Raw genomic sequence first — 15,697 nt, forward strand, 5'->3', positions numbered from 1 at the left:
TTATGAAACGTTTTAAATATGCTTTTCAAGGCTTAATGGTTCTCTTTAGTAAAGACAAAAAGTTTTTAATCCATATTATTTTTGCAGTTATTGCAATTTTTCTTAGTATTTATTTAAAAATAAATACAGTTGAATGGATTTTAATCCTCATTGCTATAGGATTCGTGTTAACATTTGAAACCATAAATACAGCACTTGAATATGTAGTGGATTTGATTACAGATGAATATCATGACTATGCAAAGAAAGCTAAAGATACAGCAGCTGCTAGTGTTATGCTTGCTTCAATAATTGCGTTGGCAATTGGACTTATCGTTTTTTTACCATATTTTATAAAATAAACAATACGATTTTTAATCTATCTATATTCTAAGCAACAGTTAGTTTGAAATAATAATACAAAATTAAAAATTGAATAGGAGTGTTAAATTATGGCATACCAACCTGATTATTTTAAGGAAGTAAGAAAAGCACAAAGTAATGCTTATGCACCATACAGTAAATTTAAAGTAGGTGCATATTTAATTACAAAAGATGGTAAAACATATCACGGTGCAAATGTAGAAAATGCCGCTTACCCATTAGGTATTTGTGCAGAAAGATCAAGCCTTGTTGCAGCTATTGCTGATGGATGCCGACCTGGCGATTTCGAATCGATTACTGTAACCGTTGATGCAGAATCACCTTCTTCGCCTTGTGGTTCTTGTAGACAAGTGTTAAAAGAGCTTTGTGATGATGAAATGCCTGTATATATGACCAATCATAAGGGTGACATGATTCAATCTACAGTTAGTGATTTATTACCTCTAGGATTTTCTGGAAAGGATTTAAACTAATGACAGCACATAAATCAGGATTTGTAACAATTATTGGTAGACCTAATGTAGGTAAATCTACCTTTGTTAATCGCGTCATCGGACATAAAATTGCTATTATGTCTGATAAAGCACAAACGACAAGAAATAAAATTCAAGGTGTAATGACTCAAGAAGATGCACAAATTATATTTTTAGATACGCCAGGTATACACAAACCTAAACATAAATTAGGTGATTATATGATGCGTGTGGCGACTAACACGTTATCGGAAATTGATGCTATTATGTTTATGGTCAATGTTAATGAAGATATTGGTCGCGGTGATGAATACATTATGGAAATGTTGAAATCAGTTAAAACACCAGTATTTTTAGTGTTAAATAAAATTGACTTAGTACATCCAGATGAACTTATGCCAAGAATAGAAAAATATAAAAAATATATGAACTTCACTGAAATTGTTCCTATATCTGCATTAGAAGGATTAAATGTTGAGCATTTTATCAATGTTATTAAATCTTATTTACCAGAAGGGCCCAAATACTACCCGGATGACCAAATTTCCGATCACCCTGAACAGTTTGTAGTGAGTGAACTTATCCGCGAGAAAATATTACATCTTACAAATGAGGAAATTCCACATGCGATTGGAGTCAATGTTGATCGAATGATTAAAGAAGATGAAGATCGAGTGAGAATAGAAGCTACTATTTTTGTGGAACGCGATTCACAAAAAGGGATAGTTATAGGTAAAGGTGGCAAAAAACTCAAAGAAGTTGGGAAAAGGGCACGCCAAGATATTGAAGGGTTATTAGGCTCTAAAGTGTATTTAGAATTATGGGTAAAAGTTCAAAAAGATTGGCGAAACAAAGTTAACTTTATTCGTCAAATGGGATATTTAGAAGATCAAGATTAATTTGAGAGTCGGTGAGCTAAAATGTTAATCAAACAAAAAGGTATTATTATTAAAACAATTGATTATGGCGAATCCGATAAAATCATCACAATTTTAAATGAATATGGTGCAAAAATTCCACTTATGGTTCGACGCGCCAAAAAGAGTAAGAGTGGTTTGCAAGCTAATACGCAACTATTTGTGTATGGCTTGTTTATTTATTCCAAATGGAAAGGCATGGGAACTTTAAGTTCTGTAGATGTCATCGACCAAAATTACCATTTGCGATTAGATATTTATGAGAGTAGTTACGCTAGTTTATGTACTGAAACGATAGATCGATCCATTGAAAATGATGAACTGTCGCAATTTAGTTACGAGTTATTACACTTTGTATTAGCTAAAATTAAAAGTGGTGTATCTGCTCAATTGATGTCAGTCATCGTATTGATTAAATCAATGTCAAAGTTTGGCTTCAGCGCAATATTTAATCATTGCGTTGTCACAGGTGATGACGACCAATCTAAGCTCATTGGCTATAGTTTTAAATTTGATGGTGCAATTTCAAATCATGCAAATCAACAAGATCCAAATGCGTTGCTACTGTCCAATAAAACACTTTATTTATTAGATGTGTTACAAAACTTACCGATAAGTAAAATGAGCGCTTTAAGTATTCATCAAGATATCGTTGATGAGATGTCGCAATTGATGATAATGTTATATAGTGAATATGCTGGCATGTATTTCAAAAGTCAAAAACTTATTAATCAATTACAAAGATTAGATAATTCAAATTAATTCTATAAATAGGGTCAAGGTCAATCAATCATTAAATTTTATAAATAATAAAAACGTCAATTTCTATACAATTTATAGAAATTGACGTTTTTCATTTAGTTCGACCATTTTTAAGGGTCAATAGATATATTGAAATTAAAATTTAACTTTTTCTGTTAAGAAACTTTCTAATTCAGCAATCGGCATACGTACTTGTTCCATCGTATCTCTGTCACGTACCGTTACTTGCTGGTCTTCTAGTGAATCGAAATCAAATGTTATACAGTATGGTGTGCCGATTTCGTCTTGACGACGGTAACGTTTACCAATTGATTGTGATTCATCAAAGTCAATTGCAAAGTTTGCGCTTAACTGTTCAAATATTTTAATTGCATCACCAGATAATTTTTTACTTAATGGTAAAACAGCAGCTTTATATGGTGCTAATGCAGGATGGAAGTGTAATACAGTTCTTGAATCTTTACTACCTTCAACACCTTCTTCTGCATATGCATCACAAAGGAATGCTAAAGTAACTCGATCCGCACCAAGTGAAGGTTCGATACAATATGGTAGGTATTTTTCACCAGTTTCTTGGTCATGATATTGGAAATCTTCACCAGAATGTTCACTATGTTGTTTTAAATCATAATCTGTTCTACTTGCAATACCCCATAATTCTCCCCAACCAAATGGGAAACGATATTCTATATCAGTTGTTGCATTTGAGTAGTGTGATAACTCGTCTGAATCATGGTCACGTAAACGCGTTGCAGATTCACTTAAATTTAAATCTTTTAACCATTGGCTTGCAAAAGTTTTCCAATAATTTTGCCACTCTATTTCTTCACCAGGCTTACAGAAGAATTCTAATTCCATCTGTTCAAATTCACGTGTTCTAAAGATGAAGTTACCAGGTGTAATTTCATTACGGAATGACTTACCAATTTGGCCAATTCCGAATGGTAATTTTTTACGCATTGTACGTTGAACATTTTTGTAATTGACGAAAATACCTTGTGCAGTCTCAGGACGTAAGAAAATTTCATTTGTTGAATCTTCCGTAACACCTTGGAATGTTTTGAACATCAAATTAAATTGACGAATATCTGTCCAATTTGCAGTGCCACTTACTGGACAAACAATACCTTCTTCATCAATAATACGTTTCATTTCATCGAAACTTAGACCATCAGCAACGAAATTTTCATCGCCTTTTTCATTTGCCATATAATCTTCTATTATTTTATCTGCACGATAACGAATTTTACTGTCTTTATTGTCTATCATTGGATCATTAAAGTTACCTAAATGCCCAGACGCTTCCCATGTTTTTGGGTTCATTAAAATTGCTGCATCGATCCCAACGTTATATGGAGATTGCGTGATAAATTTTTGCCACCAGGCTTTTTTAATATTGTTTTTTAATTCAACACCTAATGGACCATAGTCCCATGTATTTGATAAACCACCATAAATGTCACTACCAGGGAATACAAAACCTCTATGTTTTGCTAACTGAACGATTGTTTCCATATCTTTTGCCAAAAAAACCACTCCTTTTAACATAAAAAACGCCCCAAGACAAAGAAAAAGCCAAAAAACTTAATCATTGTCTTGGGACGAGTTAATTAATTTTAATCACATATAATTTATGTGTTTTTAATAAATTTTAATAACCCGCGGTTCCACCCAATTTAGTGTGTACACTCGCTTTTGAAACTTCATTTGAAATTGTAGCCAATTGTTTTGTTAAGCTTTCACCATCCTTAACTCGCTTTAAATACAATTTTAATGTATTGGTTGATTATTAGCAAGTAAATATATGTATTTGTAGCAATTTATAATTCAATGTATAATTAAATGTAATGAGTAAAGGGGTGAAGTCTTATAGAACTGAGTAAAAGACAACAACAAATTGTTGATATTGTCAAAAATAATGGACCTATTACTGGTGAACATATAGCAGAACATCTTAGTCTTACTAGAGCGACCTTGAGACCAGATTTAGCAATACTCACAATGTCTGGTATTTTAGAAGCTCGTCCACGTGTAGGCTACTACTATTCTGGAAAGCCAAAAAATAAATTAATTGCTGATCAATTAAAACAATATATTGTTAAAGATTACGCATCACACCCTGTAGTAGTAAAAAATGAAATGTCTGTTTATGATGCAATTTGTACGATATTTCTAGAGGATGTTAGTACGTTGTTTGTTATAAATAATGAAGGAGATTTTATAGGCGTTTGTTCTCGAAAGGATTTATTACGTGCGTCAATGATAGGTAAGGATATACATACGATGCCTGTTAATATTATAATGACACGTATGCCTAATTTAAGCTTTGTACTTGAAGACGAGCGTGTAATATTTGCTGCAAATTTAATGATTGAAAAAGAAATAGATTCTTTACCAATTGTGATTAAAAAAGAAAATGGAAAATATGAAGTTAAGGGCCGTATATCTAAAACAACAATTACAAAAATATTTGTCTCTTTACTAAATGAATAGGTGGTATGTATTAAATGGAAAATATTAAAATTATTGTTGCTTCTGACTCAGTAGGTGAAACTGCTGAACTTGTAGCAAGAGCTTGCATTTCACAATTTAACCCAAATCAATGTGAAAGTGAAATAAGTAGGTATCCGTATATTGAAGCTTTAGAAAATGTAGATGAAGTAATCTCAGTTGCAAAAGACACTGAAGCGATAGTTGTTTATACATTAGTGAAGCCAGAAATAAGAAAGTATATGGAAGCGAAAATAAAAGAATTTCAAATTAAATCTGTAGACATTATGGGTCCACTGATGAATATATTATTAGATAAAATTGATGAACAACCTTATTTTGAACCAGGACTTGTGCATCAATTAGATGAAGCATATTTTAAAAAGATTGATGCTATAGAATTTGCAGTAAAATATGATGATGGTAAAGATCCAAAAGGTTTAGATAAAGCTGACATCGTTCTATTAGGCATATCTAGAACTTCAAAAACGCCTCTATCACAATATCTTGCACATAAAAGTTATAAAGTGATGAATATCCCAATTGTGCCAGAAGTAACACCACCAGATAATTTATTTAACGTTGACACTTCAAAATGCATTGCATTAAAGATAAGTGAAGACAAATTAAATCGCATCAGAAAAGAAAGATTAAAACAATTAGGCTTAGGAGATAGTGCAAGATATGCTACAGAGCAACGTATTGTAGAAGAACTAAATTACTTTAATGAATTAGTTGAAAAAATTGGCTGCCCTGTGATAGATGTTACTGATAAAGCGATTGAAGAAACTGCAAATGATATTATTAGTATCATTGAGCAAAATAGTTTCTTAAAATAAGAAATTCTATTATAATATGATAACTACTGTCTAATAGGTGATAATTTTGCGAATTGAACAAGCAACAATTAATGAAATTAAAGAAAAAACGGATATTCTCGATTTAGTAAGTGAATATGTTAAATTAGAAAAAAGAGGACGCAATTACATTGGGTTGTGTCCTTTTCATGATGAAAAAACACCATCGTTTACTGTTTCTGAAGATAAACAAATTTGCCATTGCTTTGGTTGTAAAAAAGGAGGGAACGTCTTTCAATTTACTCAAGAAATTAAAGACGTTTCTTTTACTGAAGCAGTAAAATTATTAGGTGAGCGTGTAAATATTGAAGTTGAAACGCCTCAGACAGCGTCAGATCAACATCCTAATCATCAAATTGCTTCTGAAGATTTGCAAATGATTGAAATGCATGAATTAATGCAAGATTATTATCATTACGCCTTAAAGAAAACTGTTGAAGGTGAAGCAGCGTTAAATTATTTAAAAGAGCGTGGTTTTACTGATGAACTCATAGATAGTCGGAAAATAGGCTATGCGCCTAAAAATGCAAATTTTTGTCATGACTTTTTACAGAAGAAAGGTTATGACATTCAACTAGCATATGAAGCGGGTTTATTGTCTAGAAACGAAGAAAATTTCAGCTATTATGATCGTTTCAGAGATAGAATTATGTTCCCATTAACAAATGCACAAGGACGAACTGTTGGTTATTCAGGGAGAACATATACAAATCAAGAGCCAAAATATCTTAACAGTCCTGAAACACCGATATTTCAAAAAAGAAGATTATTATACAACGTTGATCAAGCCAGAAAAGCGATTCGAAAAAATGATGAAATTATTCTACTCGAAGGTTTTATGGATGTGATAAAAGCCGATTATGCAGGATTACATCAAGTTGTAGCAAGTATGGGAACACAGATTTCACAAGAACATATCGCATTTATGAAAAAACTTACTTCAAATGTGACGCTGATGTTTGACGGAGATTTTGCTGGTAGTGAGGCCACTTTAAAATCTGGACAAATATTGTTACAACAAGGATTTAATGTGTTTGTAGTACAACTTCCGAAAAACATGGATCCAGACGAGTATATTGGAAAACACGGTGCAGATGCGTTTAATTATTTTGTTGAACATGAAAAAAAAGCATTCATTCTTTATAAAGTGCACATGCACCAAGAGGAAATTGAAAATAATGATTTAGCATATGAAAGGTATTTAAAAGAAATCACGAATGATATTTCATTAATGAAGTCCTCGATTTTGCGTAAAAAAATATTGCAAGACGTGTCAGAATTGTTTAAAGTAAGCATGGACAGTTTAAATATTGAAGTAGGACAACGTGAAGATTATTATCAACCACAATCATATCAATTTCCTAGTGTGCCACAATTCACTAATTTAAATAAACTAGAAAAGGCAGAGCGTGCTTTATTAAAACATTTTATGAATGATAAGGATATTTTCTTGAATTATCATAAATTACTTCAATCAGAAGACTTTACAAATCAGTATTTTAAGCGTATATTTAATATTTTACATGAGTTTTATTCTGAGAATGATACGTTTAATATTAGTGATGTTTTACAATATATCGATTCAAATGAAATTAAAGAAGCATTTATATCATTGGATAACTATATGATAAATGAAGAACCTTATGAACATGAAATCGATGATTATTTAAACACACTTTTAACAAATAGAAATGAAGAAACGATTGAATCGCTTAATCATAAGTTACGGGAGGCTTCTAGATTAGGTGATTTAGAGTTGCAGAAATATTACCTAGAAAAAATTGTAGACTTCAATAAAAATAGAATGAATTAAATTAAAAATGAATATATCTGTATATTATTGGGTTTAACAACTTGCATAAATCGTATGAATTATGGGTAGATAATATTAAGATTATCTATCAAATGATATCACGGTTTCAAGTTGATATTATATTCGGGAGGCCTTTTCATGTCTGGAAATAAAGTTACACTTAAAAAGCAAACAATTGACCCATCTCTAACTTTAGAAGATGTAAAAAAACACTTAATTGAAAAAGGTAAAAAAGAAGGGCATCTTAGCCACGAAGAAATTGCAGAGAAATTGCAAAACTTCGAGATGGATTCTGATCAAATGGATGAACTATTTGATCAATTAACAGATAACGATATCAGTTTGGTAAACGAAAAAGATAGTTCTGACAAAGATGCTAAATTAAATCCTAATGATTTAAGTGCTCCTCCAGGTGTTAAAATTAATGACCCTGTACGTATGTATCTTAAAGAAATCGGACGTGTCGATTTATTAAATGCGCAAGAAGAAATAGAATTAGCTAAAAGAATTGAACAAGGTGATGAAGTCGCTAAATCAAGATTAGCTGAAGCAAACTTGCGTTTAGTAGTCAGTATAGCCAAAAGATATGTTGGCCGTGGCATGCTTTTCTTAGATTTAATTCAAGAAGGTAATATGGGCTTAATTAAAGCAGTTGAAAAGTTCGATTTCAATAAAGGATTTAAATTTTCAACATATGCAACTTGGTGGATACGTCAAGCAATTACACGTGCAATTGCAGACCAAGCTCGTACAATACGTATTCCAGTGCATATGGTAGAAACAATCAATAAATTAATCCGTGTACAAAGACAACTATTACAAGATTTAGGTCGTGATCCAGCTCCAGAAGAAATTGGTGAAGAAATGGATTTACCACCTGAAAAAGTAAGAGAAATATTAAAAATAGCTCAGGAACCAGTTTCATTAGAAACACCAATTGGTGAAGAAGACGATAGTCACTTAGGTGATTTTATTGAAGACCAAGAAGCTCAAAGTCCATCTGATCATGCGGCTTATGAATTATTAAAAGAACAACTGGAAGATGTCTTAGATACATTAACTGACAGAGAAGAAAATGTACTACGCTTGCGTTTTGGACTTGACGACGGAAGAACACGTACACTAGAAGAAGTTGGTAAAGTCTTCGGTGTTACAAGAGAGCGTATTCGTCAAATTGAAGCTAAAGCATTGAGAAAATTAAGACATCCGAGTAGAAGTAAACGTCTTAAAGACTTTATGGACTAATTTTTCAGCTCTTTTGTACCTTGTCGTACAAAAGAGCTTTTTACATTTACATAGAGGAGCGCTTTTATGGTTACATTAAATGAAAGATTAAAAAAAGTGAGTACATTTATAATAGGAGATTGCTTAGCAGATATTGGTTCAGATCATGCATATCTTCCGATTTATGCGATTGAAAATAATTTAGTCAAAAATGCAATTGCCGGAGAAGTAATCAAAGGTCCATTCGAAGCTTCGAAAAAGAATGTTGTAGAACATGATTTAGTAAATCATGTTGATGTTAGATTAGGTGATGGATTATCGATAATACAGTCGAATGATCAAATCAATTCCATTACAATTTGTGGTATGGGTGGGCCACTAATAGCTAAAATCCTTGAAGAAGGTAAAAAAAAATTAACCACACATCCGAGGCTTATTTTACAAAGTAACATACAATCTAGCGCGATTAGAAATTTGTTAGAATCCATGCATTATAATATTATTGAAGAAGTAATTTTAGAAGAAAAAGGTCATATCTATGAAATAATCGTAGCAGATTTTTGCGAACAACAACCACAAACACTTACTAAATCGGAATTAAAGTTTGGACCGATTTTATTAAAAAAGAAACATGAATTATTTTTTAAAAAATGGGAAAGAGAACGACAAGCATTGCAAAAAATCAAAAGTCACTTGGACTCTGAAAAACATAGTGAGCGATTAAATGAAATTAACAACGAAATCAATTTAATTAATGAGGTGTTGTAAATGAAAGTTAAAACGTTACTTCAAATAATAAATCAACATGTACCATTTAAAACTGCAGAATCATGGGATAATGTTGGCTTGTTAATCGGAGATGAATCTGCTGAAATTTCAGGTGTTTTAACCGCTTTAGATTGTACGAATGAGGTCGTTGATGAAGCGATAAATCATGATTTTAACACTATTATTTGTCATCATCCACTCATATTTAAAGGTGTTAAAAATATCATTCATCAAGATGGTTATGGCGCTATTTTACGAAAGTTAATTAAAAATGATATAAATTTAATTGCTTTACATACAAATCTAGATGTTTACCCAAAAGGTATTAACGCGATGTTAGCAGAAAAACTTCAATTGAATAATCAACATATCTTGAACCCAGAAATTTTAAAATATTATAAAGTGCAAGTGTTTATACCAGAAACAAATCTTAAATCATTTAAAGATGCTTTGAGTGATGCAGGTTTAGCTGAAGAAGGAAATTATAAATATTGTTTCTTTGAGAGCCCAGGAAATGGGCAATTCAAACCCACTGGTAATGCTCAACCACATATTGGTACATTAGATGAAATTGAAGAAGTTAACGAATTTAAATTAGAATTTATGATTGATGAAAACCAAAAGCATTTAGCAGAACAATTAATTAAAACGAACCATCCATATGAAACGCCAGTTTTTGATTTTATAGAAATGGAAAAAGAAGCAAATTATGGTTTAGGTATGATTGGAGAATTAGAATCTGAGATGGATGCACCTACTTTTGTGAAGCATGTCAAAACACAATTGGAAATGCCAAGTGTTAGATTTATTGGAAATTTAAAGCAAGCGATTAAAAAGGTTGCGATTATAGGTGGTTCGGGTATTGGATTTGAGTATCAAGCGGATCAACAAGGCGCAGACATTTTTATAACTGGTGATATCAAACATCATGATGCCTTAGATGCAAAAATTGCGGGTATTAACTTATTAGATATTAATCATTATAGTGAATATGTAATGAAAGATGGTTTGTGTGACTTATTAATTAATTGGATTAAACCAGATGATATTACTTTTGAAATTAAGGCATCTAAACTCAACACGGATCCGTTTAATTATTTATAATCGTTATTGATATAACTAGAAGAAATAAAATTTCATTAATCCTTCCGACTAAAAATAGTTGAAATTTGGAAAAGATAATTATTTAAAATTTTATTTCAGTCAACGACTACTATTTACTTTAGGCTGAGGCATTACTTTATGTCCCAGCCTCTCTTACTTTCAAACTATATTTACCATCAACGGTTAGAGAAAAAAATAATTAGTTCAAAATCGTTTGTGAATGCTTTATAATAGAAAAGATGAAGATTTAAGGAGGCCAAATCATGGCAAATCACCCATTTGATAAGTTTAATTTAGACCCTAGTTTAATTGACGCGGTACGAAATTTGAACTTTAATCAACCTACAGAAGTACAAAACAGAGTAATTCCAAAAATATTAAAACAAGTAAACTTAATTGGACAATCACAAACAGGCACTGGCAAATCCCACGCCTTTTTATTACCATTAGTACATTTAATAAATGTCGATGTTAAAGAACCACAAGCAATCATTGTTGCACCAACAAGAGAATTAGCACAACAATTATTTGATGTTGCTAGCCATTTAGCTGATTATAAAGGTGGCTTATCTGTTAAACTTTTCATTGGTGGCACTGATATTGAAAAAGATAGACAACGCGCTAAGAACCAACCGCAACTTATTATAGGTACGCCAACACGGATAAACGACCTAGCTAAACATGGGGATTTGCATGTGCACTTAGCTTCTTATTTAGTTGTGGATGAAGCTGACTTAATGATTGATTTAGGATTAATAGAAGAGGTAGACCATATTGCTACACGCTTAGATGAACAATCTCATATAACTGTGTTTAGCGCTACAATCCCTAAATCATTACATCCATTTTTAAATAAATATTTAGAAAATCCTGAATATGTTGAAATTGAAAATGTTCAAAAGAATAACAAAAACATTGAATTCTTTTTAATTCCAACAAAGGGAGAGGCAAAGATAGAAAAAACGATAAAACTCATAGATATTTTAAATCCATATCTATGTATTATATTTTGTAATAGTCGTGATAATGCAAACGAACTTGCAGACCAGTTAAATGCTGCGGGATTAAAATTAGGTATGATTCATGGTGGTTTAACTCCTAGAGAGCGTAAACAACAAATGAAACGTATTCGTAACTTAGAATTTCAATTTGTTATCGCAAGTGATTTAGCTTCACGTGGGATAGATATTGAAGGCGTAAGTCATGTCATTAACTTTGATGTACCAAATGATATTGATTTCTTCACGCATCGTGTTGGACGTACTGGTAGAGGTCAATATAAAGGTGTTGCAATTACCCTATACAGCCCTGAGGAAGAAGAAAACATCGCTTTAATAGAACAAAGAGGTTATCAATTTGAGAATGTTGATATAAAAAACGATGAATTGACACCAATAAAGGCACACAATACACGACAATCACGTAAGAATAAAGATGATCATTTAACAAACGAATTAAAAAACAAAGTGAAGAGAAACAAGAAAAAAGTAAAACCTGGCTATAAGAAAAAATTCCAACGTGATCTAGAACATTTAAAACGTCAAGAGCGTAAAAAATTCAGTAAGAAACAAAATCGTCAAGCCAGAAAAAATAAATAAAGGATTGGTGACTACTATGTTATTAGGATCTCACGTATCTATGAATGGCAAGAAAATGTTAGCAGGTTCAGCTGAAGAAGCACATAAATTCGGTGAATCTACTTTCATGATTTATACAGGTGCACCACAAAACACAAGAAGAAAGCCTATAGAAGAATTAAATATTGATCAAGGTCAAGAATTGATGCAAACTTATGGGCTTTCAAATATTGTAGTGCATGCACCTTATATTATAAATATTGCGAATACTGTTAAACCTCATGTGTTTAATTTAGGTGTTGAATTTCTACAAAGTGAAATTGAAAGAACTCAAGCAATAGGAGCTAAAGATATAGTATTGCATCCAGGTTCACATGTAGGAGAAGGTGCAGATGCTGGTATTAATAAGATCATAGAAGGACTAAATGAAGTACTTACAAATGATAATAATGTACGCATCGCACTTGAAACAATGGCTGGTAAAGGGTCAGAAATTGGAAGAAATTTTGAAGAAATCGCTCGAATTATAGATGGCGTTAAGCATAATGAACGTTTATCTGTGTGTTTCGATACTTGTCATACACATGATGCAGGCTATAACGTAAAAGAAGATTTCGATGGTGTATTAAATGAATTTGATAAGATTATTGGTATCGATAGAATAAAGGTTGTTCATGTAAATGATAGTAAAAATGATATTGGCGCACATAAAGATAGACACGAAAATATAGGCTTTGGTTATATCGGTTTTGATGCTTTAAATTATATCGTTCATCATGATACATTCAAAGATATTCCCAAAATACTTGAAACACCATATGTAGGTGAAGATAAAAAGAATAAAAAACCACCGTATAAATTTGAAATTGAAATGCTTAAACAACAACAATTTGACCCTGAGTTAAAGGATAAAATTTTAATACAATAACACTTTAAAAACTGGATAATAACCAAATAAAGCACTGAATAAAATAATGTTTTGAAGGATGGAATAGTAAACTCAATTTATAATTGGGCTCTATTTCATCCTTTTTGTTAATTCGTAAACATTACTATTTACATAATTGTTAACAAGTTGTATAGTATAGAACGAGGTGAAAAGATGACTACTCCAGTGTTCGAATTAAAAAATATTGATTATTATTTTGAAAACAAAAAAGTATTAGAAAACATAAACATTAAAATTAATAAAGGTCAATTTTTGGCTATAGTTGGACCAAATGGTGCTGGTAAATCAACTTTGCTAAAAATTATATTAGGACTTTTACCTTTGCAAAAAGGTGAAATATTTGTAGATGGCAAAGCATATAATGGAAAGCAATCTTTATATAAAATTAGTTATGTTTCACAAAAAGCCCAAGCATTTAAAGCGGGCTTTCCTGCGAGTGTCAAGGAAGTTGTTATGAGTGGGCTTACAAAACGTAAAAAGTTATTTCAATGGTTCAATAAAAATGATGAACATAAAGTGGTGGCCGTATTAAATCGTTTGAATATAGGTCATTTAATTAATAAAAATATTGCAGAATTATCGGGTGGGCAACAACAACGTGTATTAATAGCGCGAGCTTTGATTAGCAACCCCTCAGTACTTATACTAGATGAACCGACTAACGGTATAGATGCAAAACACGTTAGTGAATTCTATGAAACATTAGAGACATTAAAAAATGAAGGAGTAACAATCATTTTAGTTACCCATGATATAGGTGTTGTAGCAGATACCGCTACAGAAGTAGCATGTTTAAACAAGCATCTACATTTTCATGGCACAACAGAGGATTTTAAGTCGTTAGATGAAGTGGAAATATCTAAAATATATGGTCATCCTATTCAGTTTGTAGATCATCAACATAATAGGGAGTGTTGTTCATCATGATTGAGGCATTATTAAATTTTGATTTTATGAGATACTCTCTGATAAGTGGTATTTTGATTGGCTTTATTGCCCCATTGATCGGTGCATTTATTGTTGTTCGAAGGCTATCTTTAATTGCAGATGCATTAAGTCACGTTACACTTGGCGGTATTTCTTTTGGTATGTTTTTCGTGACGATTGCACCTGCACTTACATTTATTAATCCGATGTGGTTCGGGATATTATTCGCAGTCATTGGCGCATTATTAATCGAAAAGCTCAGGACATCGTATAGTAATTACCAAGAAATCGCGATACCAATTATAATGAGTGCAGGCATAGCATTAAGTGCTATTTTTATTTCATTAGCAGATGGTTTTAATCAAGAAATCGTTGGTTTATTATTTGGTTCTATTAGTGCTGTAACTATCAGTGATTTATCAACCATTATCGCAATCGTTATCATCGTATTAGCATTTATATTGTTATTTTACAAAGAGTTATTCATACTATCATTCGATGAAGAATATAGTAAAGTTATTGGTATTCCGAAATGGATACAGTTTTTATTTATCATTATAGTCGCGATGGTCATATCAGCATCTATGAGAGTAGTAGGTATATTACTAGTAAGTGCATTAATTACATTGCCGATAGCTATCGCAATGCGTATGACGAAAGGTTTCAAACAGCTTATTATATTGAGTGTGTTAATTGGAGAATTTTCAGTTATAGCAGGGCTAGTATTAGCATTTTATATGAATATTTCTCCTGGTGGCGTGATTGTTGTATTACTTGTTCTTTTATTAGCAATAATGATGTCATATCAAAAGTTCAAATTAAAAACTGTGAAAGGGGCTATTAATAATGAAAATAGACGAAGCAATTAATATTCTAAAAGCAGAAGGACACAAATATACAAATAAAAGAAGAGATATGATAAATGTTTTTATAGAAGAAGATAAGTATATTAACGCAAAGCATATACAGCAAAAATTAGATAAAGATTATCCAGGTATTTCATTTGATACGATATATCGAAATTTACATTTATTTAAAGATTTAGGTATCGTTGAGGGTACGGAACTCGATGGTGAAATGAAATTTAGAATTGCATGTACAGATCATCATCACCATCATTTTATTTGTGAATCCTGTGGTGATACAAAAATAATTGATTTTTGTCCAATTGAACAGATAAAAGCGTTTTTACCTAAAGTTGCAATCCACACCCACAAATTAGAAGTTTATGGCGTATGTGAAGCTTGCCAGCATGCTTAAAAATTCCAATGTATCTCTAAATGTAAAATAGCACCAATCGACGCTTATTACAAAAAAGTTTCCTTCTAAACATAGGTCATTAGTCTGAATTATATTGAATTTTTAAAATACTTTGTCTATTATGTTTAAAATCCACTAATATGAGATATAATAGTAAAGGAACTAAAGATAACAAATATAATTTTATGACTTTTGAATAAGTTTGTAAGCATA

Annotated in this window: 16 protein-coding genes; 15 read left to right on the plus strand and 1 reads right to left on the minus strand. The window is 31.6% G+C overall.

Going from position 1 to position 15,697, the window contains the following annotated elements:
* Nucleotides 1-2 precede the first annotated feature (2 nt).
* From KA926_RS10745 to recO, 4 genes are all read left to right on the plus strand, one after another.
* Nucleotides 3-341 carry a diacylglycerol kinase family protein gene (locus tag KA926_RS10745; RefSeq protein ID WP_210144321.1) on the plus strand — a complete coding sequence of 113 codons (339 nt, stop codon included), beginning with the start codon at nt 3-5 and terminating at the stop codon, nt 339-341.
* Between the two features lie 90 nt (nt 342-431).
* Complete coding sequence (cdd, locus tag KA926_RS10750) at nt 432-836, plus strand: cytidine deaminase (RefSeq protein WP_210144322.1); 405 nt, start codon at nt 432-434, stop codon at nt 834-836.
* A complete protein-coding gene (gene era, locus KA926_RS10755) occupies nt 836-1,735 on the plus strand; it encodes a GTPase Era (RefSeq protein WP_210144323.1) in 900 nt (299 codons plus the stop codon). The genes cdd and era overlap by 1 nt, the downstream gene beginning before the upstream one ends.
* Nucleotides 1,736-1,756: 21 nt before the next feature.
* Nucleotides 1,757-2,515 (plus strand): DNA repair protein RecO, encoded by a 759-nt coding sequence (recO, locus tag KA926_RS10760; protein ID WP_210144324.1) that lies wholly within the window; start codon nt 1,757-1,759, stop codon nt 2,513-2,515.
* A gap of 135 nt (nt 2,516-2,650) precedes the next feature.
* On the opposite strand, the gene KA926_RS10765 is transcribed toward recO, so the two are convergent.
* On the minus strand, nt 2,651-4,042 hold the full coding sequence (locus KA926_RS10765; protein ID WP_019469368.1) for a glycine--tRNA ligase: 1,392 nt from the start codon (nt 4,040-4,042) through the stop codon (nt 2,651-2,653).
* 342 nt (nt 4,043-4,384) lie between these two features.
* Here KA926_RS10765 and ccpN point away from each other — a divergent pair, with 342 nt between their 5' ends.
* The 11 genes from ccpN to KA926_RS10820 all read left to right on the plus strand — a co-directional run bounded on the left by ccpN (nt 4,385) and on the right by KA926_RS10820 (nt 15,484).
* Nucleotides 4,385-5,008: a transcriptional regulator CcpN gene (ccpN, locus tag KA926_RS10770; RefSeq protein ID WP_071560292.1), complete on the plus strand. Its 624-nt coding sequence runs from the start codon at nt 4,385-4,387 to the stop codon at nt 5,006-5,008.
* Between the two features lie 14 nt (nt 5,009-5,022).
* Nucleotides 5,023-5,844, plus strand: a complete 822-nt coding sequence (locus KA926_RS10775) for a pyruvate, water dikinase regulatory protein (RefSeq protein ID WP_019469366.1) — start codon at nt 5,023-5,025, stop codon at nt 5,842-5,844.
* Between the two features lie 46 nt (nt 5,845-5,890).
* Nucleotides 5,891-7,675, plus strand: a complete 1,785-nt coding sequence (gene dnaG, locus KA926_RS10780) for a DNA primase (RefSeq protein WP_210144325.1) — start codon at nt 5,891-5,893, stop codon at nt 7,673-7,675.
* 138 nt (nt 7,676-7,813) lie between these two features.
* A complete protein-coding gene (gene rpoD, locus KA926_RS10785; protein WP_046208153.1) occupies nt 7,814-8,920 on the plus strand; it encodes an RNA polymerase sigma factor RpoD in 1,107 nt (368 codons plus the stop codon).
* A 66-nt stretch (nt 8,921-8,986) separates the two neighbouring features.
* Entirely contained in the window at nt 8,987-9,667 is a 681-nt protein-coding gene (locus KA926_RS10790; protein ID WP_210144326.1) for a tRNA (adenine(22)-N(1))-methyltransferase, read from the plus strand.
* Nucleotides 9,668-10,771 carry a Nif3-like dinuclear metal center hexameric protein gene (locus tag KA926_RS10795; protein WP_210144327.1) on the plus strand — a complete coding sequence of 368 codons (1,104 nt, stop codon included), beginning with the start codon at nt 9,668-9,670 and terminating at the stop codon, nt 10,769-10,771.
* A 263-nt stretch (nt 10,772-11,034) separates the two neighbouring features.
* On the plus strand, nt 11,035-12,369 hold the full coding sequence (locus tag KA926_RS10800; protein ID WP_210144328.1) for a DEAD/DEAH box helicase: 1,335 nt from the start codon (nt 11,035-11,037) through the stop codon (nt 12,367-12,369).
* Between the two features lie 16 nt (nt 12,370-12,385).
* On the plus strand, nt 12,386-13,276 hold the full coding sequence (locus KA926_RS10805; RefSeq protein WP_210144329.1) for a deoxyribonuclease IV: 891 nt from the start codon (nt 12,386-12,388) through the stop codon (nt 13,274-13,276).
* 174 nt (nt 13,277-13,450) lie between these two features.
* Nucleotides 13,451-14,224 (plus strand): metal ABC transporter ATP-binding protein, encoded by a 774-nt coding sequence (locus KA926_RS10810; RefSeq protein WP_210144330.1) that lies wholly within the window; start codon nt 13,451-13,453, stop codon nt 14,222-14,224.
* Nucleotides 14,221-15,093, plus strand: a complete 873-nt coding sequence (locus KA926_RS10815; protein ID WP_019469358.1) for a metal ABC transporter permease — start codon at nt 14,221-14,223, stop codon at nt 15,091-15,093. Before KA926_RS10810 ends, KA926_RS10815 begins: the two co-directional genes overlap by 4 nt.
* Entirely contained in the window at nt 15,071-15,484 is a 414-nt protein-coding gene (locus tag KA926_RS10820; protein ID WP_107386512.1) for a Fur family transcriptional regulator, read from the plus strand. Before KA926_RS10815 ends, KA926_RS10820 begins: the two co-directional genes overlap by 23 nt.
* Nucleotides 15,485-15,697: the final 213 nt, after the last annotated feature.

The organism is Staphylococcus sp. GDY8P94P, from assembly GCF_017892255.1.
Lineage (GTDB): Bacteria > Bacillota > Bacilli > Staphylococcales > Staphylococcaceae > Staphylococcus > Staphylococcus cohnii.

Bases quoted from the DNA above. Each gene is read 5' to 3' on its own strand.
- KA926_RS10810 (WP_210144330.1), top strand. From the start codon at position 13,451: ATGACTACTCCAGTGTTCGAATTAAAAAATATTGATTATTATTTTGAA.
- KA926_RS10820 (WP_107386512.1), top strand. From the start codon at position 15,071: ATGAAAATAGACGAAGCAATTAATATTCTAAAAGCAGAAGGACACAAA.
- recO (WP_210144324.1), top strand. From the start codon at position 1,757: ATGTTAATCAAACAAAAAGGTATTATTATTAAAACAATTGATTATGGC.
- era (WP_210144323.1), top strand. From the start codon at position 836: ATGACAGCACATAAATCAGGATTTGTAACAATTATTGGTAGACCTAAT.
- KA926_RS10775 (WP_019469366.1), top strand. From the start codon at position 5,023: ATGGAAAATATTAAAATTATTGTTGCTTCTGACTCAGTAGGTGAAACT.
- KA926_RS10790 (WP_210144326.1), top strand. From the start codon at position 8,987: ATGGTTACATTAAATGAAAGATTAAAAAAAGTGAGTACATTTATAATA.
- KA926_RS10815 (WP_019469358.1), top strand. From the start codon at position 14,221: ATGATTGAGGCATTATTAAATTTTGATTTTATGAGATACTCTCTGATA.
- KA926_RS10795 (WP_210144327.1), top strand. From the start codon at position 9,668: ATGAAAGTTAAAACGTTACTTCAAATAATAAATCAACATGTACCATTT.
- KA926_RS10745 (WP_210144321.1), top strand. From the start codon at position 3: ATGAAACGTTTTAAATATGCTTTTCAAGGCTTAATGGTTCTCTTTAGT.
- cdd (WP_210144322.1), top strand. From the start codon at position 432: ATGGCATACCAACCTGATTATTTTAAGGAAGTAAGAAAAGCACAAAGT.
- KA926_RS10805 (WP_210144329.1), top strand. From the start codon at position 12,386: ATGTTATTAGGATCTCACGTATCTATGAATGGCAAGAAAATGTTAGCA.
- rpoD (WP_046208153.1), top strand. From the start codon at position 7,814: ATGTCTGGAAATAAAGTTACACTTAAAAAGCAAACAATTGACCCATCT.
- KA926_RS10800 (WP_210144328.1), top strand. From the start codon at position 11,035: ATGGCAAATCACCCATTTGATAAGTTTAATTTAGACCCTAGTTTAATT.